This window comes from Pseudonocardia sp. GCM10023141 (genome assembly GCF_042653605.1).
The window spans coordinates 174,939-198,870 of record NZ_JBHSIR010000035.1; the positions used below are offsets into that span (position 1 = coordinate 174,939).

Here is a 23,932-nt window from a genome sequence, read left to right on the forward strand (position 1 = left end):
AGGAGATCAACGATGATCGCGATCCGGCGCGTCGTCGGCACACTCGCCGCGACAACGCTCGTGCTGACCATGGCCGCCTGCAGCAAGGACACACCCGGCGGCACGGGGGCCGCGCCCGGCGGCGGGAGCGGCGCGAAGACGATCGGCGTGGACCTCCCCCGCGCCGACTCCGACTTCTGGAACGCCTACGCCAAGTACATCCCGCAGAAGGCGACCGAGCTCGGCGTCACGCTGTCGGGCACCACCAACTCGCAGAACGACGTGCAGAAGCTCATCGCCAACGTCGACAGCCTGGTCACGCAGGGCTCGGGCGCGCTGGTGATCGCCCCGCAGGACACCGGCGCGATCGGCCCGAAGCTCGACGAGCTGGCCGGCAAGAAGATCCCGGTGGTCAGCGTCGACACGCGGCCCGACGCCGGCAAGGTCTACATGGTGGTGCGCGCCGACAACCGGGCCTACGGGCAGAAGGCGTGCGAGTTCCTCGGCGAGAAGCTGGGCGGCAAGGGCAAGATCGTCGAGTTCCAGGGCGCGCTGTCGTCGATCAACGGCCGGGACCGCTCCGAGGCCTTCAAGCAGTGCATGACGGCGAGGTACCCCGCCATCACGGTGTTCGAGGAGCCCACCGAGTGGGAGGGCACCAAGGCGCAGAGCGCGCTGGAGACCCGCCTGTCCACCGACCCCGACATCAAGGGCATCTACATGCAGGCGGGCGGGGTGTTCCTGGACCCGACGCTGCAGGTGCTCAAGCAGCGCAACCTGATCGTGCCTCCGACCGACCCGAAGCACATCTTCGTCGTCTCCAACGACGGCATCCCGCAGGAGTTCGCGGCGATCCGCGCCGGTCAGATCGACGCCACGGTCTCCCAGCCCGCCGACCAGTACGCGCAGTACGGCCTCTACTGGGCCAAGCAGGCGCTCGCCGGCGTCACACCCGTGGCGGGCCCGAGCGACCACAACTCCACGATCGTCGCGCTCCCCAACGGTTTCGAGGACCAGCTCCCCGCTCCGCTGGTGACCAAGGACAACGTGGACGACAAGGCGCTGTGGGGGAACGCGGCGGGCTAGCAGCCACCTCATTGCAGGAAAGCCACTTTCCCGCAACGTCGTTGCAGCAAGGTGGCTTTCCTGCAAACCCGTACGACCCGGAGGGCACTTCCTCGTGACCACACCCGTCGCCCAGGCCGTGGGCGTCACCAAGCGGTTCGGGGCCACCGTGGCGCTGGCCGACGGCAGCCTCACGGTCGCACCCGGGGAGACCCACGCGCTCGTCGGGCGCAACGGCGCCGGAAAGTCGACGCTCGTCGGTGTCCTCACCGGACTCCTGCGCGCCGACTCCGGCTCCGTCACCTTCAACGGCGAACCGGCCCCCGACCCCGGTGACCGCGCGGCCTGGCGCCGCCACGTCGCCTGCGTCTACCAGAAGCCATCGGTGGTGCCGGAGCTCTCCGTCGCCGAGAACCTGTTCCTGCACCGCCAGCCCCGCGGCCGGTTCGGGCTGCTCTCGCCGAAGCTGCTGCGCAGCCGGGCGGCGCAGCTGCTCGACGAGTGGGCCGTGCACGTCGATCCGGACACCCCCGCGCGCGAGCTGTCGGTGGAGCAGCGCCAGCTCGTCGAGATCGCCGGCGCGCTGTCGCTCGGCGCCCGCTTCGTGATCCTCGACGAGCCCACCGCGCAGCTGGAGGGCCGCGCGATCACGCGGCTGTTCGACCGCCTGCGCGGGCTGCGCGACCACGGCGTCACGTTCCTCTACATCTCGCATCACCTGCCCGAGATCTACGAGATCTGCCAGCGGGTCACGGTGTTCCGCGACGCCCGCTACGTGCTCGATGCGAACGTCACCGACCTGAGCCGCGACGACCTGGTGGCCGCGATGGTGGGCGAGGCCCGCGGGCTCGTCGACGTCGGCGCGCACCGGCCGTCCGTGCCCGCCGATGCGCCCGTCGCGCTGCAACTGTCCGGCGTCGCCGTGGACGGCGCGTTCGACGCCGTCGACCTGACGGTGCGTCGCGGCGAGATCGTCGGCGTCGCCGGGTCGGCGGCGAGTGGCAAGCGCCAGCTCGCCGAGGCAGTGGTCGGGCTGGCGCAGCGGACGGGCACGATCACGGTCGACGGCAGGCCGATCCGCTCCGGTGACGTACCGGCGGCGCTGCGCAGCGGCATCGGCTACCTGCCGGGTGACCGCAACGTCGACGGTTTCGTCCCGGGGCTGTCGGTGGCGGAGAACGCGACGATGACGATCGCCGACCGGCTCGGGCCCGCCGGTTTCGTGCTCCCCCGGCGGCAGGACGCGCGGGCCCGGGAGATGATCGTGCAGCTGGACGTGCACACCAGCGGGCCGACGCAGCCGGTCGGCGAGCTCTCGGGCGGCAACGCGCAGAAGGTCGTGATGGCGCGGGCGCTGGCGAGCGACCCGGCCGTACTCGTGCTCGTGCAGCCCACGGCGGGCGTCGACGTGCGGTCCAAGGAGTCGCTGCTCGGCGCCGTCGACGCGGAGACCGAGCGGGACCGGGCCGTGCTGCTGGTCTCCGACGAGATCGACGACCTGCGGGTGTGTGACCGCGTGGTGGTGATGGTCGGCGGGCGGATCGTCGCCGAGCACCTGCGCGGCTGGCGCGAGGCCGACCTCGTTGCCGAGATCGAGGGCATCCAGGGGGAAGCGTCATGACCGAACCGCTCACCGATACCCCGCGCGCGGCCCCGGCCGAGGACAGGCCTGCCCCGCGCCGATTGCGCCTGGCCCGGCTGCGTGACCTGGCGCTGATCCCGCCGATCATCGCGCTGCTGATCGTGGGCTACCTGCTCAAGCCCGATGTGTTCCTGTCGCAGTCCTACCTGGTCGACACGGTGCTCAAGTACCAGTCGGAGCTCGCGCTGGTGGTGCTCGCCGAGGCGCTGGTGCTGATCGTCGGCAAGTTCGACCTGTCGCTGGAGTCGGTCGTCGGCATCGCGCCCGCGGTGGCCGTGTTCATGGTCGTCGGCGACACCTCGTTCCTCGGCGCCCCGTGGCCGACCTGGACGGTGCTGCCGGTCACGATCGTCTTCGGCGCCCTGATCGGCGCGTTCAACGGGCTGCTGATCGTGCGGTTCAAGCTGTCGGCGTTCATCGTCACCCTCGCCATGCTCATCGCGTTGCGCGGCCTGCAGCTGGCCATCGTCGGCGGCGCGACGATCTCCGACCTGGCCAACAAGATCCCGGTCGTCGACGACCTGGGCAGCATCCGGTTCATCGGCATCCCGGTGGCGATCTGGATCGTCGTCGTGGCGTTCGGGGTGGGCATCGTGGTGCTCGGCTACACCCGCGTCGGACGCTCGCTCTACGCCGTGGGCGGCAACCCGGACGCCGCCCGCGCCGCCGGCATCCGCGTGGAGCGGGTGGTCTGGCTGACGCTGATCGTGGCGGGTGCACTCGCCGCCCTCGCCGGCCTGATGCTGTCGGCCCGGCTCGGCTCGGTGGCCGCGGCACAGGGCAGCGGCATGATCTTCACCGTCTTCGCGGCCGCGGTGATCGGTGGGATCTCGCTCGACGGCGGCAAGGGGTCGCTGTTCGGCGCGCTGTGTGGTGTGGTGCTGCTGGGCCTGATCCAGAACGTGCTGACGCTCGCGCAGGTGAAGGCCGACCAGATCCAGGCCGTCAACGGCATCGTCATTCTCGTCGCGTTGGTGCTGGCGCGGCTGACCAGTGGTAAGGCGCAGGACTAGTGACACAGCTCGGACGTTCATCGGTGTCGGTCAGCCCGATCGGGCTGGGCGGCGCCGCGCTGGCCAACCTGTACGCGGAGGTCAGCGACGCCGACTCGGACGCCACCGTCGAGCAGGCCTGGCGCTCCGGCGTGCGGTTCTTCGACACCGCGCCGCACTACGGGCTCGGCCTCGGCGAACGTCGGATGGGTCGCGTGCTCGCCGGGAAGCCGCGGGCCGAGTTCACGATCTCCACCAAGGTCGGACGGCTGCTCGTGCCCGATCCGGACGGGGCGTCGCGACGTGACGTCGACGGCGGCTTCGAGGTGCCGGCCGACATGCGCCGCGTCTGGGACTTCTCCGCCGACGGCGTCCGCCGCAGCCTCGACGACAGCCTGCAGCGGCTCGGGCTCGACCGCGTGGACCTGGTGCTGATCCACGACCCCGACGACCACTGGGAAGCCGCCGTCGGGCAGGCCTACCCGGCGCTGCACGAGCTGCGCAGCCAGGGCGTGATCGGCGCGATCGGCGCGGGCATGAACCAGTCGGCGATGCTGACCAAGTTCGTCACCGAGACCGAGGTGGACGCGGTGCTGCTGGCCGGGCGCTACACGCTGCTGGACCAGAGCGCGGCGCTGGACCTGCTGCCGGCGTGCGCCGAGCGCGGCGTCTCGGTGATCGCGGCGGGGGTGTTCAACAGTGGCGTGCTGGCAACCGACGACCCGCCCGAGCAGACCACCTACAACTACTCCCCCGCTCCCGCCGAGATCCGCGACCGGGCACTGGCGATCCGCGAGGTCTGCCACCGCCACGGCGTCACGCTGCCCGCGGCGGCGATCGCGTTCGTCCAGAACCGGCCCGAGGTCGCGACAGTGCTGATCGGCGCGCGCACCGCCGCCGAGGTGGCCGCCAACACGGCGGCCGACGCCGTCGACGTGCCCGATGCGCTGTGGGCCGAGCTCACCGAGCTGGGGCTGGTCGCGTGATCGATGCCCACCACCACGTCTGGGATCCCGCTGACGAGGGCCAGTCCTGGCTCGACGACCCGGCGCTCGGCGGGATCCGGCGGGTCTACACCGCGGCGGACCTGCGCGCGGTCGCTCCCGCGGAGATCACGGCGACGGTGCTGGTGCAGACCCTGAACACCACGGCCGAGACCGAGCGGCTGCTGGCCGTTCCGGCGCCGGTGGTCGCTGTGGTCGGCTGGGCCGATCTCACAGCAGCGGGGATCGGCGACGAGCTGGACCGGCTCCGGTCCCGGCTCGGACGCCTGGCCGGGATCCGCCACCTCGCCCAGGACGAGCCCGATGCGGGCTGGCTGGCCCGTCCCGACGTCGGGCGCGGCCTGGCGGCAGTCGCGAGCCGGGGACTGGTCTACGACCTGCTGGTGCGCGGCCCGCAGCGCGAGGCGGCGCTGGTGGCGGCCCGCAACTCCCCCGACGTCGCGTTCGTGCTGGACCACGCCGGCAAGCCCGCGATCCGCGACGGCGAGTGGGAGCCGTGGGCGTCGTGGATCGCGGAGCTCGCGATGCTGCCGAACGTGACGTGCAAGCTCTCGGGGCTGCTCACCGAGGCCGCCCCCGGGGCCGACGCGGCCGCGCTGCGGCCCTATGCGGAGCAGGTACTGCTGTCGTTCGGGCCGGACCGGGTGATGTTCGGCTCCGACTGGCCCGTCTGCGAGCTGGCGGGCGGCTACCCGGCGGTGTGGGAGACGACGCGGGTGTTCCTCGAGCAGCTCACCGGGGCGGAGCGCGCCGCGGTGCTGGGAACGACGGCGGAGCGGGTCTACGCGCTGTAGGTCCGCCTCCTCCGGCGGGCCCATTCATCTTCCGGCGGGCCGAGTCATCTTCCGGCGGGCCGATACCGGTAGGGCGGCACCCCGAACCCGTCCCGCAGCAGCCACGAGGTTCCATGTGGCAGCGACGCGACGACCGACTCGACCGATCCGAACCGCACACCCCGCGGCGCAGCAGAGCTACAACGCGCTGCGCAACCACTCCTCCACCCCGGCCACGTGGATGGTGGCCCAGGAGCGCGCCAGCTCGGGCTGCCGGGCGGCGATGGCGTCGCAGATGGCGCCGTGCTGCTCGATCGTGCGGGCCACGGCCCCCTCCTGCGTGAGGCCGCGCCAGATCCGGGCCCGGGTGGTGGGGCCCGACAGGCCGTCGATCAGCGAGCAGAGCACGGTGTTGCCGCTGCCGGCGGCGACCCGGCGGTGGAACTCGAGGTCGTTGGCCACCAGCGCCTCGACGTCGGGTTCGGGGTCGAGTTCGGCGAGCACCGCGCGCAGCCCGGCGATCTGCTCGTCGGTCATGGTGAGCGCGGCCATCGCGGTGGCGGCCGGTTCGAGGATGCGCCGGACCTCGAAGAATTCCAGCACCGTGTCGTCGCGGTGGAAGTCGACGACGAAGCTCATCGCGTCGAGCAGGAGGTCCGGGTCGAGGCTCGTGACGTAGGTGCCGTCGCCCTGCCGGACGTCGAGCACGCGGATGAGCGAGAGCGCCTTGACGGCCTCCCGCAACGAGTTGCGCGACAGGCCCAGCCGCTCGGCGAGATCGGCCTCGCGCGGCAACCGCGCTCCGGGCGCCAGCTCCCCGGACACGATCATCGCCTTGATCTTCTCGATCGCCTCGTCGGTGACCGGCATCTGTCCTCCCGGACATCGGATGTCTGGCCCCGAGCGTAACCCGCCGCCGCAGGTATGACCGCGGTTGCCGTAGGTGTCGCGCTCACTTACTCCGCACGGCCGAACACCGCTAGAAAGGTGATCTCCACCACAGCCGGCACGACCCTGCCCGCAAGCAGGGTCACGAGGGGCGACACCGATGTCAGCACCGGACCAGGAAGAACCCGTCGTCCACATCTTGTGGATCAACGCGGGGCTCAGTTGCGACGGCGACTCCGTGGCGCTCACCGCCGCCACCCAGCCGAGCATCGAGGAGATCGCGCTCGGCGCCCTTCCCGGCCTGCCGAAGGTCGCGGTGCACTGGCCGTTGATCGACTTCGACAACGGCCCGGTGGGCGGCAACAACGACTTCATCGAGTGGTTCTTCAAGGCCGAACGCGGCGAGCTCGAGCCGTTCGTGCTGGTCGTCGAGGGGTCCATCCCCAACGAGAAGATCAAGCCGGAGGGGTACTGGTCCGGGTTCGGCAACAACCCCGAGACCGGCCAGCCCATGACCACGAGCGAGTGGCTCGACCGGCTCGCGCCGCGGGCACTCGTGGTGCTCGCCGTCGGCACCTGCGCCACCTACGGCGGCATCCACGCCATGGCCGGCAACCCGACGGGCGCCATGGGCGTGCCCGACTACCTCGGCTGGAACTGGAAGTCGAAGGCCGGCATCCCGATCGTCTGCGTGCCCGGCTGCCCGACCCACCCCGACAACCTCTCCGAGACGATCCTGTATCTGCTCTACCAGGCCGCCGGCGTCGCTCCGATGATTCCGCTCGACGAGGCCCTGCGCCCGAAGTGGCTGTTCGGCAACACCGTGCACGAGGGTTGCGACCGCGGCGGCTACTACGAGGAGGGCCAGTTCGCCACCGAGTACGGCTCGCCCAAGTGCCTGGTGAAGCTCGGCTGCTGGGGTCCGGTCGTGAAGTGCAACGTGCCCAAGCGCGGCTGGATCAACGGCGTGGGCGGCTGCCCGAACGTCGGCGGCATCTGCATCGGCTGCACGATGCCCGGCTTCCCCGACAAGTTCATGCCCTTCATGGACGCCCCGCCCGGCAGCCGCGTCTCCGGCACGGCCAGCGGCATCTACGGCAGCGTCATCCGCAGGCTGCGCAAGATCACCGAGCGCAAGCTCGACAAGGAACCGGCCTGGCGCCAGAACGGCCGCGAGCTGACCACCGGCTACAAGAAGGCCTGGTAACTCCCATGACCACAACGCAGCCCAAGGCCTCGACGCCGAGCACCGACAAGGCCGGCCTCACCGAGATGGCGTGGGATCCGATCACCCGGATCGTCGGCAGCCTCGGGATCTACACGAAGATCGATTTCCCGCAGAAGAAGGTGGTCGAGTGCCACTCGACGTCCTCGATCTTCCGCGGCTACTCGATCTTCATGAAGGGCAAGGACCCGCGCGACGCGCACTTCATCACGAGCCGCATCTGCGGCATCTGCGGTGACAACCACGCGACGTGCTCGGTCTACAACCAGAACATGGCCTACGGGGTGCGCCCGCCGCACCTCGCCGAGTGGATCATCAACCTCGGCGAGGCCGCCGAGTACATGTTCGACCACAACATCTTCCAGGAGAACCTGGTCGGGGTGGACTACTGCGAGCGCATGATCGCGGAGACCAACCCGGGTGTGCTCGAGCTGGCCAACCGCACCGAGGCGCCCCAGGGCGCGGCACACGGCTACAAGACCATCGGCGACATCATGCGGGCCCTCAACCCGTTCAGCGGCGAGTTCTACCGCGAGGCGCTGCAGGTCAGCCGGTACACGCGCGAGATGTTCTGCCTGATGGAGGGGCGCCACGTGCACCCGTCCACGCTCTACCCGGGCGGCGTCGGCACCGTGGCCACCATCCAGCTCTTCACCGACTACTACACGCGCCTCATGCGCTACGTCGAGTTCATGAAGCGCTGCCTGCCGATGCACGACGACCTGTTCGACTTCATGTACGAGGCACTGCCCGGCTACGAGGAGGTCGGGCGCCGCCGCGTCCTGCTCAACTGCTGGGGCGCCTTCAACGACCCCGACCACTGCGACTTCCAGTACCGGACGATGACCGGCTGGGGTCGCAAGATGTTCGTGACGCCCGGCATCGTCGTCGACGGCAAGCTCGTCACCAACGACCTGGTCGAGATCAACCTGGGGATCCGGATCCTGCTCGGCAGCTCGTTCTACCGGGACTGGGAAGACCAGGAGATGTTCGCGACGCACGACCCGCTCGGCAACAAGGTCGACCGCCGCCACCCCTGGAACCAGCACACGATCCCGGCCCCGCAGAAGCGCGACTTCGACGACAAGTACAGCTGGACGATGTCGCCGCGCTGGTTCGACGGCAAGGACCACCTCGCGCTCGACACCGGCGGCGGCCCGCTCGCCCGGCTGTGGGCCACGGCGCTCGGCGGTCTCGTCCACATCGACGAGATCGAGGCCACCGGGCACAGCGTCAAGATCAACCTGCCGCGGACGATCCTCAAGCCCGAAGTCAGCTTCGAGTGGAAGATCCCGCACGACAAGGAGGGCAAGCCGCTCTCCAACGCGATCGAGCGCAACCGCGCCCGCACCTACTTCCAGGCCTACGCGGCCGGGTGCGCGCTGCATTTCATCGAGAAGGCGCTCGCCGAGGTCCGCGCCGGCCACACGAAGACGTGGGAGAAGTTCGTGGTCCCGGACGAGTCGATCAGCGTTGGCTTCACCGAGGCGGTCCGCGGCGTGCTGAGCCACCACATGGTCATCCGCGGCGGCAAGATCGCGAACTACCACCCGTACCCGCCGACGCCGTGGAACGGCAGCGTCCGCGACTCCTACGGCACGCCCGGCCCCTACGAGGACGCCGTGCAGAACACGCCGATCTTCGAGGAGAGCCGCGGCGACGACTTCAAGGGCATCGACATCATGCGGGCCGTCCGCAGCTTCGACCCGTGCCTGCCGTGTGGTGTGCACATGTACAAGGGGGACGGGAAACCGTTGCACCGCATGACGTCACCGTCGATGTTGAACAACATCTGATGGCATCCACCGACCTGGACCCGCAGGGGCTGGCCGGCCGGATCGAGGAGCTACTGGAGGGCATCACGGCCGACGGCGGACCCGCCGTCGGGCACGCCGCGGAAGAGCTCGTCCGGGTGCTGATGAAGTTCTACGGCTCCGGCATCGAGCAGATGGTGGCCATCGTCAAGGCCGGTGCTGGCGAGACGATCGTGCACCGGATGGCGGCCGATCCGCTGGTGGCGGGGTTGCTGGCGCTGCACGACCTGCACCCCGTCCCCGTCGAGCAGCGGCTCGGTCACGCCATGGACGCCGCGCGGCGCAAGCTGGGCTCGCACGGCTCGGGCGTCACCCTCGGTGGCCTCGACGCCGACGGGATGGTGCACGTGCTGGTGGCCGGTGGCGGTTGCGGGATGGACACCATCAAGGACCTGGTGTCCGCCTCGATCAGCGAGCTGGCGCCGGAGGTTGCCGGGGTGGTGTTCGACGCCGCGCCCGCCGCGCCGACGCTGCTGCAGATCGGGGTGCGGCCCCAGGAGAAGGTCAGCTGACGTGACGTCACTAGGGGGCCTCCGCCGGTTCCTGGTCGAACCCACCAACCAGGAACCGGTGCCGGAGCGCTGCGAGCTCTGCGCCACCCCGATCCCGTCGCTGCACCCGCACCTGGTGCAGGTGGCGGAGCGCAAGATGCTGTGCGCCTGCGGGCCGTGCGGCTTCCTGTTCTCCAACCCCGGCGCGGGTGGGGGCGGGTACCGCCGCGTCCCGGACCGCTACCTGTCCGATCCCGGCTTCCGGCTCAGCGACGCGCAGTGGGACGAGCTGCAGATCCCCGTCGGGATGGCGTTCTTCCTGCACAACTCCGCGCAGCAGAAGATGATCGCCTGCTACCCGAGCCCGGCCGGGGCCACCGAGAGCGAGCTCGAACTGGAGGCCTGGGCCGCCGGGATCGGGTCCGCGCGGCTGGCTGCCGAGCTGGAACCCGACGTCGAGGCGCTGCTGGTGCGCCGCGAGAAGGCCGGGAACGGAACGGCCGAGTGCCTGCTCGTGCCCATCGACGCCTGCTACCGGCTGGTCGGGCTGGTGCGCATGCACTGGCGCGGCTTCGACGGCGGCGCGGACGCCTGGCGCGAGATCGACGCGTTCTTCGACGGGCTGCGTGACGAGGCCCGTCCCCTCCTGCCGCGTCCGGCCGCGGAGGTCTGAGGTGCTGCGGTTCTCCTGCACCGGGGCCCGGCCCGAGCCGTACGCGGCCGGGCCGACGCTCCTGTTCGACCTGTTGGTCGGCGAGGACAGCGGGCAGCGGGTGCACTCGGTGGCGCTGCGCGTGCAGATCCGGATCGAGCCGCGCGGGCGGACCTACACCGCGGTGGAGTCCGCGAAGCTGGTCGACCTGTTCGGCGAGCCGTCGCGCTGGGGCGACACGCTCAACCCGATGCAGCTCACCGAGATCGGGCTGACCGTCGGCGGGTTCACCGGCGAGACGACCGTGGCCGTGCGCGTACCGCTCACCTACGACCTCGACATCGCGGCCACCAAGTACTTCCATGGCCTGGCAGAAGGTCACATCGCGTTGCTGATGCTGTTCTCCGGCACGATGTACTACGCCGGACCGGACGGGGTGCAGGTCGGGCTGGTGCCCTGGCACGAGGAGGCGACGTTCCGCCTCCCGGTCGCCACCTGGCGCGCGGCGATGGACGACCACTACCCCAACTCGGCCTGGATCCGCGTCGGCACCGACACGCTCGACGCACTGTCGGCCTTCCGCTCCGAGCGTGTCATCCCCACCTGGGACGACACGTTCGAGCAGCTGTTGAAGGAGGCAGAACGTGAGTGACCTGGACGAGATCGCCGCCGTCGCCGACGCCGTGCTGTTCGAGGGCTACCTCCTCTACCCGTACCGGGCCTCGGCGCAGAAGAACCGGTTGCGCTGGCAGTTCGGCGTGCTCACGCCCGCGTCCGACGGCACCGAACCCACCGCCAACCGCACCGAGTGCCTGCTGGAGCCCAAGCCGGGCGCCGAGCTGACGCTGCGGCTGCGGTTCCTGCAGCTGCAGGCTCGCACCCCGCTGACGCTGGACGGCCACGCCGTCGACGACCTGCTGGTGGACGGGGTGCGGCACACGTGCTTCGAGGAGGGCGTGCCCCGCACCGTCGACGCGGTGCTGGCCGTCGACGACCTGCTCACCGGGATCACGGTGCCCATCGACCTCCCGGCGGCCGTCGAGACCGAGGAGCTGCGCGACGGCGCGGGCACGCTCGTCGGCCGGATCCAGCGGGAGAGCTGGGCGCTGACCGGGCGCATCGTGCTCACCGCCGTCGACCTGCCCGGACCCTACCTCGTGCACCGCCTGCGCTTCGACGTGATCAACGACGCCGCCTGCGCACCGGGCGCGCCGCGCGAGGAGGTGCTGCGCACCTCGCTCATCGCCGCGCACACCATGATCGCGGCGAAGCAGGCGTCGTTCCTGTCGCTCACCGACGGCCCGCGGTGGGCCGAGCCCGCCACCGAGGAGTGCGTCAACGAGCACACCTGGCCCGTGCTCGCGGGCCCCGACGATCGCGACGACCTGCTGCTGTCGTCCCCGATCATCCTCGCCGACCACCCGCAGCTGGCCCCCGAGAGCACGATCAACCTGTTCGACGGGCTGGAGAACGACGAGATCCTGACGTTGCGCACGCTGGTGCTCACCGACGCCGAGAAGGCCGAGGCCCGCGCCACCGACCCGCGCGCCGCCCACATCATCGACGCCGTCGACGCCATGCCGCCCGAGATCCTGGAGCGCCTCCACGGCGCGGTGCGGTCGTTGCGCCCGCTCGGGAAGCCCGACGATCCGGCCGTGCCGACGTTCAGCACGCCGGGCACCGACACCAGCGTGTTCGGGACCGCGGTCCCCGCCTTCGGATCCGACAGCCCGGCGGCCCGCCCTCCTGCCCAGCAGCCGTGGTGGGACCCGGGCCAGGACGCGTCGGTCGATCCGGACACCGACTCGGTGCTGGTCGGCGATATCGCGGTGCACAAGGGATCGCACGTGCTGCTGCGCCCCGGCCGCTCCAGCGACGCCCAGGACCGCTTCCTCGACGGCATGCGCGCCACCGTCCAGGCCGTGGTGCACGACGTCGACGGCGGCGTCCACGTCGCCGTGTCGGTGGACGGTGACCCGGGCGCGGAGATGCAGCTCGCCCACGGCCGCTTCCGGTACTTCCGGCCCGCGGAGCTGGAGGCCCTGCTGTGACCGTGCTGGTCGCCGGCATCGGCAACATGTTCCTGTCCGACGACGGGTTCGGCGTCGAGGTGCTGCGCGCCCTGCGGTCGGCTGAGCTGCCGCCGGACGTGGAGCTCGTCGACACCGGCATCCGCGGCATGCACCTGGCCTACCAGCTGCTCGACGGTTACGACGCCCTCGTGATCATCGACGCGCTCCAGCGCGGCAGCGCCCCCGGCACGCTCTACACGCTCGAACACGATCTCGACGCGCCCCGGACCGGCGAGCCGCAGTTCGACGCGCACGGCATGGATCCCCTGTCGGTGCTCGACCAACTCGACACCCTCGCCACGTCGATGGGCATCACCCGGCCGGTCGGTCGCGTGCTCGTCGTCGGCTGCGAACCGGCCGTGCTCGACGAGGCGATCGGCCTCTCCCGGCCCGTCGCGGCCGCGGTCGAACCCGCGGTGCGCGCGGTGCTCGACCTCCTCCCCACGCTCGCCGAACCTGAAGGGGCCCACCGATGATCCGCAAGTTCCTCGTACTCGTGCTGCTCGCCGCGGCCACAACGGCCGCGATCCTCGCCGTCCAGTCCCGTGACGAGATCGCCCGCTACCGCGCCATCAGCGAAATGTAGGAGGGGCAACCATGTGCTTGGGCATTCCCGGGGAAGTGATCGAGCTGATGGCCGGCCATGAGGACCTGGCGATGGTCAGCGTCGAGGGCGTCAAGCGGGCGGTGAACATCGGGCTGCTGCGCGAGGACGACGGCACGCTCGACCTGGTGCCCGGCGAGTGGATCCTCATCCACGTCGGCTTCGCGCTCTCGAAGATCGACGAGCAGGAGGCGAAGGCGTCGCTGGACTTCCTGACCGGACTCGGTGATGCCTACACCGACGAGCTGGAGGCCCTCGCCGCCAGTGATATCACGTGAAGGGTCTCCGATGAAGTTCGTTGACGAGTTCCGTGACGCGGGCATGGCCCGCGTGCTGGCCACGAAGATCGCCGCGCTGTGCGAGCCGGGCCGGCACTACAAGTTCATGGAGGTGTGCGGCGGCCACACGCACACCATCTACAAGCACGGGCTGGAGGACTACCTGCCCGAGACGGTGTCGCTGGTGCACGGCCCGGGCTGCCCGGTGTGCGTCATCCCGATGGGCCGCCTCGACGACGCGATCGCGATCGCCGAGCACGACGACGTCATCCTCACCACGTTCGGCGACATGCTGCGGGTGCCCGGCGGGCGCGGCTCGTTCTTCGACTCCAAGGCCGCGGGTTCCGACATCCGGATGGTCTACTCGCCGCTGGACGCGCTGAAGATCGCCCGCAAGAACCCCGACAAGCGCGTGGTGTTCATGGCGATCGGCTTCGAGACCACCGCGCCGTCCACCGCGATGACGGTGCTGCGGGCCGCCGCCGAGAGCCTCGACAACTTCTCCGTCTTCTGCAACCACGTCACGATCATCCCGGCGATCAAAGCGATCCTCGACTCCCCCGACCTGCGCCTCGACGGCTTCATCGGCCCCGGCCACGTCTCCACGGTGATCGGGTGCAAGCCGTACGAGTGGATCGCGCGCGACGCCGGCAAACCGCTGGTGTGCGCGGGCTTCGAGCCGCTCGACATCCTTCAGTCGGTCTACCAGTTGCTCCTGCAGCTCTCCGAGGGCCGCTGCGAGGTGGAGAACCAGTACGCCCGCGTGGTGCCGTGGGACGGCAACACCAAGGCGCTGCAGGTGATCGCCGAGGTCATGGAGCTGCGGCCGCACTTCGAGTGGCGCGGGCTGGGCTTCATCTCCCACTCGGCGCTGCGGATCAACGAGCGCTACGCGCGGTTCGACGCCGAACGGATCTTCGACGTGCCCGGGGTGCGGGTCGCCGACCCCAAGGCGTGCCAGTGCGGTGAGGTGCTCAAGGGCGTGTTGAAACCCTGGGAGTGCAAGGTGTTCGGCACCGCGTGCACGCCCGAGACGCCGATCGGCACCTGCATGGTGTCGTCGGAGGGAGCATGCGCGGCGTACTACAACTTCGGCCGGTTCACCCGGGACCGGGTGAAGGAGGCGACGCGCGCATGACGACACAGGATCTCGGGGCGTCGATCCCGACGCGCGCCAACTGGGCCGAGGAGGCCGTCGCCGCCCACGCCGGAGCCGAGCACCTGACCCGAGAGGAGCAGGTGCTTGCCCGCATCGCGAAGGCGCGCGCCCGCAGGCCGAAGATCAAGGAGAAGCGGATCACGCTCTCGCACGGCGCCGGGGGCAAGGCCACCCAGACGCTGATCGAGGCGGTGTTCCTCGATGCGTTCCGCAACCCGACGTTGGAGCTGCTGGAGGACGGGGCGCAGCTCTCGATAGCGGGTGGCAGGTTGGCCTTCACCACCGACTCCTACGTCGTCTCGCCCCTGTTCTTCCCCGGCGGTGACATCGGTGACCTGGCTGTCAACGGCACGGTCAACGACCTCGCCATGTGCGGGGCGCGGCCGCTGTACCTGTCCTGCGGGTTCATCCTGGAGGAGGGCTTCCCGGTCGAGGACCTGCAGCGGATCGTGGCCTCGATGGCCGCCGCGGCGCGGGCCGCGGGTGTGCAGATCGTCACCGGCGACACCAAGGTCGTCGAGCGCGGCAAGGCCGACGGCTGCTACATCAACACCGCCGGCGTCGGGGTGCTGGAGCGCGAGGTCGTGCTCTCGGCTGCGGCCGCGCAGCCCGGCGACGTCGTGCTCGTGTCCGGGCCGATCGGCGACCACGGCGTCACCGTGATGCTCGCGCGCGGAGAGCTCGACATCGAAGCCGACATCGAGTCCGACACCGCCGCGCTGCACGAGATCACCGCGAACCTGCTCGACGCGGCCGGTGGCGGCGTGCGGCTGCTGCGCGACGCCACCCGCGGCGGGGTCGCCACCATCTGCAACGAGGTGGCCGTCGCGTCGCGGGTGGCGGTGGTGCTCGACGAGAAGTCGCTGCCGATCCGGCCGGTCGTCAACGGGGCGTCGGAGCTGCTCGGCATCGACCCGCTCTACGTGGCCTGCGAGGGCCGGCTCGTCGCCGTCGTCGCACCGGAGCACGCCGACGCGGCGCTGGCGGCGCTGCACGCGCACCCGCTCGGCGAGGGCGCCGCCGCGATCGGCGTCGTCAAGGACGACCCGCCGGGGCTGGTGCTGCTGCGCACGTCGTTCGGGGGCACCCGGATCGTCGATCTGCTGGTCGGGGACCCGCTCCCCCGCATCTGCTGATGCACGAGCTGTCGATCACCCAGACGGTCGTCTCGACCATCACCCAGCGGATGGGTACGGCGCGGGTGCGCCGGATCCGGCTGGAGATCGGCAAGCTCTCGGGCCTCGTGCCCGACGCCGTCCGGTTCTGCTTCGAGATGGTGGCGGCGGGCACCACCTGCGAGCACGCACTGCTGGAGATCGACGAGCCGCCCGGCCGCGCACACTGCCGCAGCTGCGGCAGCGACTTCGCCACCAGCGAGGTGCTGCCGCTGTGCGACGCCTGCGACAGCGCCGACATCGCCGTGCTGGGCGGCACCGAACTACGCATCAAGGAAGTGGAGGTGGACCCGGCATGTGCGCAACCTGCGGATGCTCCGACGGGCCGGGGGTCCGGGTGATCGATCCGGCTGTCCAGCACGACCACGGTGGACACCTCCACGGTGGGCACGGCCACGGGCATTCCCACGACCACGACACCCCGGCCGCCGGCGTGACCGTGGCGCTCGAGATCGACATCCTGGCCAGGAACGACGACCTCGCCGCGGTCAACCGCGCCCGGCTGGCCGAGCTGGGCGTGACGGCGCTCAACCTCATGAGCTCCCCCGGCGCCGGCAAGACGACGCTGCTGGAACGCACCATCCGCGACGTCGGAGCCGAGCTGCCGTGCACCGTCCTGGAGGGTGACCAGGAGACGCTGCTGGACGCCGAGCGCATCCGCGCGGCGGGTGCCAGGGCGGTGCAGATCAACACCGGCGCGGGATGCCACCTCGACGCCGACATGGTGGCCGAGGGACTGCGCGTGCTCGCACCGGCGCCCGGCTCGCTGCTGTTCGTGGAGAACGTCGGCAACCTGGTGTGCCCGGCCCTGTTCGACCTGGGCGAGAGCGCCCGCGTCGTGATCATGTCGGTGACCGAGGGCGCCGACAAGCCGCTCAAGTACCCGCACATGTTCCGCACCGCCGACCTCGTGCTGCTCACCAAGGTGGACCTGCTGCCCTACGTGGAGTTCGATGTGGACGCCTTCGTCAGCGGGGCCCGCCGGGCCCGTCCGGGCGTGGAGGTGCTCGAGATCTCCGCGACCCGCGGGGACGGTCTCGCCGGGTGGTACCGCTGGCTGGGAGCACACCCGAGCACGTGACGATCGGACATTCGCAAGATCCGCGGAATGACGCGGGGTGCTCGGCGCCCCTGTGGTGTCCTTGGGGTGGCCATCCCGGCCGTCTCGGGGAGGAACAGGCATGAAGCGAGTGGTTCAGGTCGCGCTGGGCACGGTTCTGGTGGGTGCCGGCCTGGTGGGCGCCGCACTGTCCGCGTCCGCGGCGGAGCCCGGCGGGACGCGGGTCACCGATCCCGACGGTGGACCGGCGCTGGTCGTCCACCCCGGCGGCAGCGGCGGCGGTACCCGGGTCACCACCCCGGGCACCGAGAGCTACCTGAGCTTCGGTGGCGGCACGCGCGTCACCGATCCGGGGCCGGAGAGCTACCTCTCCTAGCGACAACACCGCAGCGGCCCACCCGGGGGGAGATCGGGCGGGCCGCTGTGGTGCTGTCGTGTGGTGTTGTCACGGCCGGGCTGCTGCCCTCGATGCGGCCACGGCCACCTGGCCGAGGCTGATGCCACCGTCGTTGCACGGCAGCCGGGAGTGCACGAGCACCCGCAGTCCCGCCGCCTCCAGCCCGGTGCGCACCGCGTCGAGCAGCACCAGGTTCTGGAACACCCCGCCCGAGAGCGCCGCGGTGGTGAGGCCCTCGGCCCGGGCGGTGCGCAGCGCCGCCGCCACGAGCGCGGCCGCCAGCCCGTGGTGGAACCGGGCGGCGATCACCGGGACGGCCACGCCGGCCCCCAGCTCGGCGACGACGGCCCGCACCAGGTCCGACGCCCGGATCACGGCACCGTCCTGCCCCACCGGGTAGCCGTCGCGCACGTCGCGGTCCACGCTCTGCTCGAGCTGGATGGCGGCCTGGCCCTCGTAGGTGACGCGGTCGCGCACCCCGAGCAGGGCGGCGACGGCGTCGAACAGGCGACCGGCGCTGGTGGTCATCGGCATCGGCAGGTCCGAGTCCAGCAGGCGCTGCACACCCGCCCACTGCCCGCCGATCCGCTCGGCCATCCCGGGCAGCGCCACCCCCGCGGTGCGCAGCCACGACGCCGCGGTGCGCCACGGCTGGCGGATCGCCGTGGCACCGCCGGGCAGTGCCACCGGTTCCAGGTGCGCGGCCCGCGTGAACCCGGTGAGCGAGACCACCAGCACCTCGCCGCCCCACAGGACGCCGTCGGTGCCGTAGCCCAGCCCGTCGCAGGCGATGCCGACCACCGGCCCCGCCTCGCCGTGCTCGGCCAGGCAGGACGCCAGGTGCGCGTGGTGGTGCTGGACCCCCACGAGCTCCACGTCCTCCTGCGCGAGCGCCCACTTCGTGGAGAGGTACTCCGGGTGCAGGTCGTGGGCCAGCACCGCGGGCTCGACGTCGAGCAGCGTGCGCAGGTGCGCGATGCCGTCGGTGTAGGCGTGCAGCGTCTCGGCGTTCTCCAGGTCGCCGATGTGGTGCGACACGAACGCCTCGCTGCCCCGCAGCAGGCAGAACGTGTTCTTGAGCTCGGCTCCGCAGCCGAGCATCGGACGGTCGGTCGTGACGTCGAGCCGGATCGGTTCCGGGGCGAACCCGCGCGAGCGCCGCACCGGGTAGGGCGCGCCGCGCACCACCCGCAGCACCGAGTCGTCGGCGCGGGTGCGGATGGCGCGGTCGTGGCTGAGGAAGGCGTCGGCGATGCCGTGCAGCCGGGCCGCGGCGTCGTCGTCGCGATGGGCGATGGGCTCATCGGAGATGTTGCCGCTGGTCAGGACGATCGGCTCGCCCAGCTCGTCGAGCAGCAGGTGGTGGATCGGGGTGTAGGGCAGCAGCATGCCCAGGTGCGCGTTGCCCGGCGCGACGGCCGGCGCGACGGGCGCGTCCGGCAGCCGGCGCAGCAGCACGATCGGCGCCCGCCGGGAGGTCAGCTCGGCCTCCTCGGCCGCGTCGCACGCGCAGCGCTCGCGGACCGCGTCGACGTCGGCCGCCATGATCGCGAACGGCTTGTCCTCGCGGTGCTTGCGCGCCCGCAGCGTCGCCACGGCGGCGGCGTCGGACGCGAGCGCCGCGAGGTGGTAGCCGCCCAGGCCCTTGATCGCGAGCACGGCACCGGCCCGCAGCGCCGCTGCCGCGGCCGCGATCGGGTCGCCACCGCCGCCGCTGAACACCAGCGTGGGACCGCAGGCGGGGCAGCACACCGGCTGGGCGTGGAACCGCCGGTCGGAGGGGTCGTGGTACTCCCGCTCGCAGTCGGTGCACATCGGGAAGCCGGCCATGGTCGTGACACCACGGTCGTAGGGCACCCCGGTGACGATCGTGAAGCGAGGACCGCAGTGCGTGCAGTTGACGAACGGGTGGCGGTAGCGGCGGTCGGCGGCATCGCGCAGCTCGCGCAGGCAGTCGGAGCAGGTGGCGGTGTCGGGCGAGATCAGCGTCGCGGCCCGGCCCGTTGCCGCGCTCGGCGCGATCGTGAACACCGTGTCACCCCGCACGGGGACGGCAGTCGCGGCCACGCCGGTGATCATCGCGAGCGGGGGCGGCCGGTCGTGCAGGGCCGCCACCAGCGCGTCCAACGCCCCCGGTGGGCCCTCCACCTCGATGAACACGCCGCTCTCGTCGTTGCCGACGAACCCGGCGAGCCCCAGTTCCGCGGCCAGCCCGTGCACGAACGGCCGGAACCCGACACCCTGCACGATCCCGGTGACCCGGATCGACCGCCGCGCCACGCCGCCGGTGGTCGTCGACGTGGTCATGGCGGGCCGAGCGCGACCTGCACGAGCTCCCAGAGCACCTGGTAGACGGTGGTCTGCGCCTCCTGGATGCGGTGCACCGACGACGAGGGCATCACGAACAGGTGCTCGATCCCGCGGCGTCCGGTGGCATCGGGCACGGCGGCCTCCGCCATGGCGCCGCCACCCGCGCCCGCCAGCCCGACGGTGAGCATGCCCAGCTCACGGGCGGCGGCCAGCCCGCGCAGCACGTTGGCCGAGCCACCGCTGGTGGACAGCCCGTACGCGATGTCGGCGGGACGGCCCGCCGCCACCAGCGGGCGGGCGAAGACCACCTCGAACCCGACGTCGTTGGCCAGTGCGGTGAGCGTGGCGATGTCGGCGGGCAGTGCGAGTGCGGGCAGCGGGCGCCATCCCGGACCCGGGTCGACGTGGAGCGAGGCGACGGCGAGCGCGTCGGTGGCCGAGCCGCCGTTGCCGAACACGTGCAGCCGGCCCCCGGCGGTGAACCGGGCGGCCATCGCGGTGGCGCAGGCGGCCAGCGCGGCCCCCTCGGTGGACAGCACCTCGGCCCGCAACGCCTCGATCTCCGCGACCTTGGCCCGTGTCGAGCGGGCCACATCCGCCAGCAGCGCGCCGACGTCCCCGGTCTGCGCGTGCTGGAACGGGTACAGGAACTCCGTGGTCATGTCGTGCCGTCCCGGGCGGCCATGCCGATGGCCTCACCGGCGTGCACCAGCACCCGATCGCCCACCCCGGCGTCGACGAGCGCGATGCTGACCTCCTCCTCCGGCCGCCCCTCGCCGGTGTCGACCATCGCGAGGTCGTCGCCGAGCAGCTGTGTGATCGTGACCTCGACGGCCGCGTCGGAGCAGGTGATGCAGACGGGACCGTGGCACTCCCCGGTCATGGCCTGCCCCCTTTCCCCTGGGCCTCCAGGAAGACGTGCACGAGCTCCCACAGCACGTGGTAGGCGGTGACGTGGGCCTCGCGGACGACCCGGCGGTCATCCGACGGGATGGTGATGACGTGGTCGAGCGGCGGGCCCGCCGCGACCGCACCGCCGTCGCCACCCAGCAGCGCCACCGTGAGCAGCCCGCCCCGCGCCGCCGCGGCCATGGCGTCGGCGAGCACGGGCGACGCGCCGTCCGGGGAGAAGGCGAGCGCGATGTCGTCGGGGTTGCCGAACAGCGCGACGGTGGCGGCCGACCCGCCGTCGGGCAGGGCCAGCGCCGGCAGCGCGCGCTTGCCCACGATCACCGGGTGCACGAACTCGACGACGACGTGGGCGGCGTCGGCGGCGGCAGGCCCGGAGCCGAGTGCGAGCAGGCGCCCGCCCCGACCGAACCGCTCGGCCATCGCGTGGCAGGCCGCGGCGAGCGCGTCGGCGTCAACGGCGAGCGCGGCCACGGGCCCCGTTCGCCTGCCGAACGCGGCTGCCACGTGCTCGGCCGTCAGCGGCGCGTTCATCCCTCACCTCGTGGTGGAGGTGCGAGGGGACGGCGTGCTGGGCGTGTGGACGTGCGAGGGCCGCTCGCCGCAGGTGCTGGCGTAGCGCTCGCTGAAGACGTGGAGCATCTCGTGGATCCGCTCCAGGCTCTGCGCCTGGTCGTGCAGGTAGGCCAGCCCCGCGGGGGTCAGGTAGTAGGTGCGTCGCGCCGGGCCGACACCCGAGGTCTCCCACTCCGACCGCACCAGCTCGTGGCGCTCCAGCCCGCGCAACGCCCGGTAGACGCCACCCGCGTCACCATCGCCCTCGTGCATCGGGCGCAGCCGCGACGCCAGCTCGTAGCCGTGGTCGGGGTGCTCGTGCAGGAGCAGCAGCAGGCAGGGTTGCAGGAAGTTGCGCGGTTCCAGTTCGGCCATCGGGTGAACCCCCCGGGCGGCGGTGGTGGACGCCTGGCCCGGTCCGATCGTCTCAGCATGTGACGTGCAATACAAGGAAGGTATACCTCACGATGTGACCGGCTGCGATCACCCGGTCGCGCCGAGCACCGTGCTGCGATCGAGGCGCGGGCCGGATCGACCGCGCCAACCAGTTCGCCACCGCGCCAACGTCAGGACATCGGCGCCGTGGCCAAAAGGTTGGCGCGGTCGGTTCCGCGCAGCCACCGCCGCGGGGGGCCGACGCCGGCTACACCTTCGCCAGCGCGTCGATCTCCACCAGCATCACCTCGTGGGGCAGCTCCACGAACACGGTGGTGCGGCACGGCAGCTCCCCGCTCGGGACGTGCTCGGCCACGAACTCGCCGTACACCTCGTTCATCGCGGCGAAGTCGGCGCGGGTGGTGAGGTAGACGCGGAACATCAGCACGTCCTCGACGCTCGCGCCGCCCGCCTCGAGGATCGCGCGCACGTTCTCCAGGGTGCGTCGCGTCTGCGCCCGGACGTCGCCTGCACCGATGTAGGTGTTGGTGGCGGGGTCCATCGCGCCCTGTCCCGACACCTGCAGCAACCCGCCCTTGCGCACACCCTGGCTGAACGTGTGGGCGGGGGCGGGGGCACCTGTGGTCGTGACGACGGTCTTGCCGATCTTGTCGGTCATGCCGGTCATGCGGGACGTCCTCTCGAGATCTCGGTTCCGGGTTGCCAGCCGCTGTCGCGGGAGATCGCCTCGGCGGTGCCGGCGAGGATGGGCAGCAGCGTGAGCAGCTGCTCGTCGGTCATGACGATGTCGGGCACCGACACCGACACCGCGGCCACCGCGCGCCCGGTGACATCCCGGATCGGTGCGGCGATGCAGTTGATGGACAGCTCGTTCTCCTCGCGGTCGTGACCCCAGCCGAGCTCGCGCACGCGGGCCAGCTCGGCGCGGAAGGACATCTCGTCGGTGATGGTGTTGGCGGTGCGGCGGGGAAAGGTCAGCCGGGCGACGAGCGCGTCCAGATCCGCCTCGGGCAGGCCGGCCACCAGCACCTTGCCCGCCGCGGTGCAGTGCACCGGGGCACGCAGCCCGATGCGCGACGCCATCCGGATGTTGTCGTGGGACTCCAGCTTGTCGATGTACACGATCTCGGTGCCGACGAGCTCCGACAGGTGCGTGGTGCGCCCGTGGGCGCGGTTGAACGCGGCCAGGTGCGGGGCGGCGATCCGGCGCACCTCGCGCTGGTCGAGTCCGCGGGAGGACAGCTCGTGGATGCGGGCGCCGAGGTGGTAGCGGTGGCTGCCGTCGCGGAACACGAAGTGCTCCTCGGCCAGCGTGCGCAGCAGGCGCAGCACGGTGGTCTTGTGCACGCCCAGCGCGGCGGCCAGCTCGTCGAGCGAGGCGGGCCGCTCCCCCAGCTCGGTGAGGATCTGCATGGCCTTGACCAAGCTCTGGCTCACGTCATGGTCACCTTTCCGCCGCTGCCCACGCGCACCCGGAACCACTCCCCCGCACGCAGCTCGAGCAGCATGTCGTCGAGCGCCGGAGCGGAGTCGCCCTCGACGGTGAGCACCGCGGCCGCGGACAGGTGGCCGCGGCGCAGGCAGCGCTGCACCGGCTCCTCGCGCACCAGGCCGGCGAGGAAACCGGCCGCGAAGGCATCGCCTGCCCCGACCGGCTCCACGACGTCCACCTTCAGTGCCGGCTGGCGCGTGATCTGGCCCTTCCGATCGATCGCGAGCGCCATCGTGGCGCCGTCCTTGACCACGATGAGCTCGGGGCCCGGCAGGAACCTGCGCAGCGCCTCGACGTCGCCGACCCCGAACACCCGCTCCGCCTCGTCGGCGCCGACCAGCACGATGTCGGACACCCCGGCCAGCTCGATGACGGGCGCCGGATCGCCGTCGGGCCACATCTGCTCGCGCCAGTTCACGTCGAAGCACAGGCTGGAGACGCGCTCCCCCATCACCAGCTGGCGCATGAGCTCGGCGCAGCTGGGTGAGAGCGCCGCGGTGATGCCGCTGAAGTGCACGTAGCGCGCCGCCCGTATGCGTTCGAGGACCTCGGGCACCTCCAGGAACTCCGGGCCCATCGCCGACGCCGCCGAACCGGCCCTGCGGTAGTGCATGCGTGTCTTCGGCTCGCCGTCGGGCCCGATCCCGGGCTCCTTGGCGTAGCTCCCGGTGGGCCGGTGCTCGTCGATCTCGACGCCGCCGACGTCGATGCCGCGGGCCCGCATCTCGGACAGGAGGAACGCCCCGTAGGGGTCGTTGCCGACCCGGCCCAGCCACGCCGTGCGCAGCCCGGCGGCCGAGAGGCCGGCCGCGACGTTGAGCTCAGCACCTGCCGGGAGTGCACCGGTGAGATCCGTGGGGGCGGTATCGGACTCCGCCGGCACGGCCGGAAGCAGCACGAGCGCCTCACCGAGGCAGGCGACATAGGGATTCGGCCACTCCATCTTCTGCGTGCACTCCTCTGCCACCGCAGCGCGCCAGCCGTTGACGCCCTGGTGGCG

At 71.5% G+C, this 23,932-nt stretch carries 27 protein-coding genes; 18 read left to right on the forward strand and 9 right to left on the reverse strand.

Annotated elements, in window-relative coordinates:
- Window positions 1-12 precede the first annotated feature (12 nt).
- From ACFPFQ_RS21105 to ACFPFQ_RS21125, 5 genes are all read left to right on the forward strand, one after another.
- Window positions 13-1,065, forward strand: coding sequence for a sugar ABC transporter substrate-binding protein (locus tag ACFPFQ_RS21105; RefSeq protein ID WP_379621378.1), 1,053 nt, complete (start codon window positions 13-15; stop codon window positions 1,063-1,065).
- Window positions 1,066-1,159: 94 nt separating this feature from the next.
- On the forward strand, window positions 1,160-2,665 hold the full coding sequence (locus ACFPFQ_RS21110; protein ID WP_379621380.1) for a sugar ABC transporter ATP-binding protein: 1,506 nt from the start codon (window positions 1,160-1,162) through the stop codon (window positions 2,663-2,665).
- Complete coding sequence (locus ACFPFQ_RS21115) at window positions 2,662-3,699, forward strand: ABC transporter permease (RefSeq protein WP_379621382.1); 1,038 nt, start codon at window positions 2,662-2,664, stop codon at window positions 3,697-3,699. The genes ACFPFQ_RS21110 and ACFPFQ_RS21115 overlap by 4 nt, the downstream gene beginning before the upstream one ends.
- Before the next feature lie 23 nt (window positions 3,700-3,722).
- Window positions 3,723-4,664 (forward strand): aldo/keto reductase, encoded by a 942-nt coding sequence (locus ACFPFQ_RS21120; RefSeq protein WP_379621384.1) that lies wholly within the window; start codon window positions 3,723-3,725, stop codon window positions 4,662-4,664.
- Window positions 4,661-5,476 (forward strand): amidohydrolase family protein, encoded by an 816-nt coding sequence (locus ACFPFQ_RS21125; protein ID WP_379621386.1) that lies wholly within the window; start codon window positions 4,661-4,663, stop codon window positions 5,474-5,476. The genes ACFPFQ_RS21120 and ACFPFQ_RS21125 overlap by 4 nt, the downstream gene beginning before the upstream one ends.
- Before the next feature lie 177 nt (window positions 5,477-5,653).
- Here ACFPFQ_RS21125 and ACFPFQ_RS21130 read toward each other — a convergent pair whose 3' ends face one another.
- Window positions 5,654-6,325, reverse strand: coding sequence for a FadR/GntR family transcriptional regulator (locus tag ACFPFQ_RS21130; protein ID WP_379621388.1), 672 nt, complete (start codon window positions 6,323-6,325; stop codon window positions 5,654-5,656).
- A 178-nt stretch (window positions 6,326-6,503) separates the two neighbouring features.
- Here ACFPFQ_RS21130 and ACFPFQ_RS21135 point away from each other — a divergent pair, with 178 nt between their 5' ends.
- The 13 genes from ACFPFQ_RS21135 to ACFPFQ_RS21195 all read left to right on the forward strand — a co-directional run bounded on the left by ACFPFQ_RS21135 (window position 6,504) and on the right by ACFPFQ_RS21195 (window position 17,249).
- Window positions 6,504-7,550: a hydrogenase expression protein HypE gene (locus ACFPFQ_RS21135; RefSeq protein WP_379621390.1), complete on the forward strand. Its 1,047-nt coding sequence runs from the start codon at window positions 6,504-6,506 to the stop codon at window positions 7,548-7,550.
- 5 nt (window positions 7,551-7,555) lie between these two features.
- A complete protein-coding gene (locus ACFPFQ_RS21140; RefSeq protein WP_379621392.1) occupies window positions 7,556-9,364 on the forward strand; it encodes a nickel-dependent hydrogenase large subunit in 1,809 nt (602 codons plus the stop codon).
- Window positions 9,364-9,894 carry a hypothetical protein gene (locus ACFPFQ_RS21145; protein WP_379621394.1) on the forward strand — a complete coding sequence of 177 codons (531 nt, stop codon included), beginning with the start codon at window positions 9,364-9,366 and terminating at the stop codon, window positions 9,892-9,894. The genes ACFPFQ_RS21140 and ACFPFQ_RS21145 overlap by 1 nt, the downstream gene beginning before the upstream one ends.
- Before the next feature lies 1 nt (window position 9,895).
- A complete protein-coding gene (locus ACFPFQ_RS21150) occupies window positions 9,896-10,546 on the forward strand; it encodes a DUF5947 family protein (protein ID WP_379621396.1) in 651 nt (216 codons plus the stop codon).
- Between the two features lies 1 nt (window position 10,547).
- Window positions 10,548-11,177 (forward strand): DUF6084 family protein, encoded by a 630-nt coding sequence (locus tag ACFPFQ_RS21155; RefSeq protein WP_379621398.1) that lies wholly within the window; start codon window positions 10,548-10,550, stop codon window positions 11,175-11,177.
- The gene (locus tag ACFPFQ_RS21160; RefSeq protein WP_379621400.1) at window positions 11,170-12,576 is read left to right on the forward strand and encodes a hypothetical protein; all 1,407 of its coding nucleotides are present in this window, start codon (window positions 11,170-11,172) and stop codon (window positions 12,574-12,576) included. Before ACFPFQ_RS21155 ends, ACFPFQ_RS21160 begins: the two co-directional genes overlap by 8 nt.
- Window positions 12,573-13,073 carry a hydrogenase maturation protease gene (locus ACFPFQ_RS21165; protein WP_379621402.1) on the forward strand — a complete coding sequence of 167 codons (501 nt, stop codon included), beginning with the start codon at window positions 12,573-12,575 and terminating at the stop codon, window positions 13,071-13,073. The genes ACFPFQ_RS21160 and ACFPFQ_RS21165 overlap by 4 nt, the downstream gene beginning before the upstream one ends.
- 121 nt (window positions 13,074-13,194) lie before the next feature.
- Complete coding sequence (locus ACFPFQ_RS21170) at window positions 13,195-13,479, forward strand: HypC/HybG/HupF family hydrogenase formation chaperone (RefSeq protein WP_379621404.1); 285 nt, start codon at window positions 13,195-13,197, stop codon at window positions 13,477-13,479.
- A gap of 10 nt (window positions 13,480-13,489) precedes the next feature.
- Window positions 13,490-14,617: a hydrogenase formation protein HypD gene (gene hypD / locus ACFPFQ_RS21175; protein WP_379621406.1), complete on the forward strand. Its 1,128-nt coding sequence runs from the start codon at window positions 13,490-13,492 to the stop codon at window positions 14,615-14,617.
- Complete coding sequence (gene hypE / locus ACFPFQ_RS21180) at window positions 14,614-15,774, forward strand: hydrogenase expression/formation protein HypE (protein ID WP_379621408.1); 1,161 nt, start codon at window positions 14,614-14,616, stop codon at window positions 15,772-15,774. The genes hypD and hypE overlap by 4 nt, the downstream gene beginning before the upstream one ends.
- Complete coding sequence (locus ACFPFQ_RS21185) at window positions 15,774-16,154, forward strand: hydrogenase maturation nickel metallochaperone HypA (protein WP_379621410.1); 381 nt, start codon at window positions 15,774-15,776, stop codon at window positions 16,152-16,154. The genes hypE and ACFPFQ_RS21185 overlap by 1 nt, the downstream gene beginning before the upstream one ends.
- The gene (gene hypB / locus ACFPFQ_RS21190; protein ID WP_379621412.1) at window positions 16,109-16,894 is read left to right on the forward strand and encodes a hydrogenase nickel incorporation protein HypB; all 786 of its coding nucleotides are present in this window, start codon (window positions 16,109-16,111) and stop codon (window positions 16,892-16,894) included. The genes ACFPFQ_RS21185 and hypB overlap by 46 nt, the downstream gene beginning before the upstream one ends.
- 100 nt (window positions 16,895-16,994) lie before the next feature.
- The gene (locus ACFPFQ_RS21195; protein WP_379621414.1) at window positions 16,995-17,249 is read left to right on the forward strand and encodes a hypothetical protein; all 255 of its coding nucleotides are present in this window, start codon (window positions 16,995-16,997) and stop codon (window positions 17,247-17,249) included.
- 69 nt (window positions 17,250-17,318) lie between these two features.
- Here the strand turns inward: ACFPFQ_RS21195 and hypF are convergent, their stop codons facing one another.
- From hypF to ACFPFQ_RS21235, 8 genes are all read right to left on the reverse strand, one after another.
- On the reverse strand, window positions 17,319-19,577 hold the full coding sequence (hypF, locus tag ACFPFQ_RS21200; RefSeq protein WP_379621416.1) for a carbamoyltransferase HypF: 2,259 nt from the start codon (window positions 19,575-19,577) through the stop codon (window positions 17,319-17,321).
- Window positions 19,574-20,242: a D-sedoheptulose-7-phosphate isomerase gene (locus tag ACFPFQ_RS21205; RefSeq protein ID WP_379621417.1), complete on the reverse strand. Its 669-nt coding sequence runs from the start codon at window positions 20,240-20,242 to the stop codon at window positions 19,574-19,576. The genes hypF and ACFPFQ_RS21205 overlap by 4 nt, the downstream gene beginning before the upstream one ends.
- A complete protein-coding gene (locus tag ACFPFQ_RS21210) occupies window positions 20,239-20,463 on the reverse strand; it encodes a HypC/HybG/HupF family hydrogenase formation chaperone (protein ID WP_379621419.1) in 225 nt (74 codons plus the stop codon). The genes ACFPFQ_RS21205 and ACFPFQ_RS21210 overlap by 4 nt, the downstream gene beginning before the upstream one ends.
- Window positions 20,460-21,023: a phosphoheptose isomerase gene (locus ACFPFQ_RS21215; RefSeq protein WP_379621421.1), complete on the reverse strand. Its 564-nt coding sequence runs from the start codon at window positions 21,021-21,023 to the stop codon at window positions 20,460-20,462. The genes ACFPFQ_RS21210 and ACFPFQ_RS21215 overlap by 4 nt, the downstream gene beginning before the upstream one ends.
- Before the next feature lie 3 nt (window positions 21,024-21,026).
- The gene (locus tag ACFPFQ_RS21220; RefSeq protein WP_379621422.1) at window positions 21,027-21,419 is read right to left on the reverse strand and encodes a helix-turn-helix transcriptional regulator; all 393 of its coding nucleotides are present in this window, start codon (window positions 21,417-21,419) and stop codon (window positions 21,027-21,029) included.
- A gap of 268 nt (window positions 21,420-21,687) precedes the next feature.
- Complete coding sequence (locus ACFPFQ_RS21225) at window positions 21,688-22,107, reverse strand: RidA family protein (protein ID WP_379621424.1); 420 nt, start codon at window positions 22,105-22,107, stop codon at window positions 21,688-21,690.
- Window positions 22,104-22,877: an IclR family transcriptional regulator gene (locus ACFPFQ_RS21230; protein ID WP_379621426.1), complete on the reverse strand. Its 774-nt coding sequence runs from the start codon at window positions 22,875-22,877 to the stop codon at window positions 22,104-22,106. The genes ACFPFQ_RS21225 and ACFPFQ_RS21230 overlap by 4 nt, the downstream gene beginning before the upstream one ends.
- A complete protein-coding gene (locus ACFPFQ_RS21235) occupies window positions 22,874-23,875 on the reverse strand; it encodes a sugar kinase (RefSeq protein WP_379621428.1) in 1,002 nt (333 codons plus the stop codon). The genes ACFPFQ_RS21230 and ACFPFQ_RS21235 overlap by 4 nt, the downstream gene beginning before the upstream one ends.
- Between the last annotated feature and the right edge of the window lie 57 nt (window positions 23,876-23,932).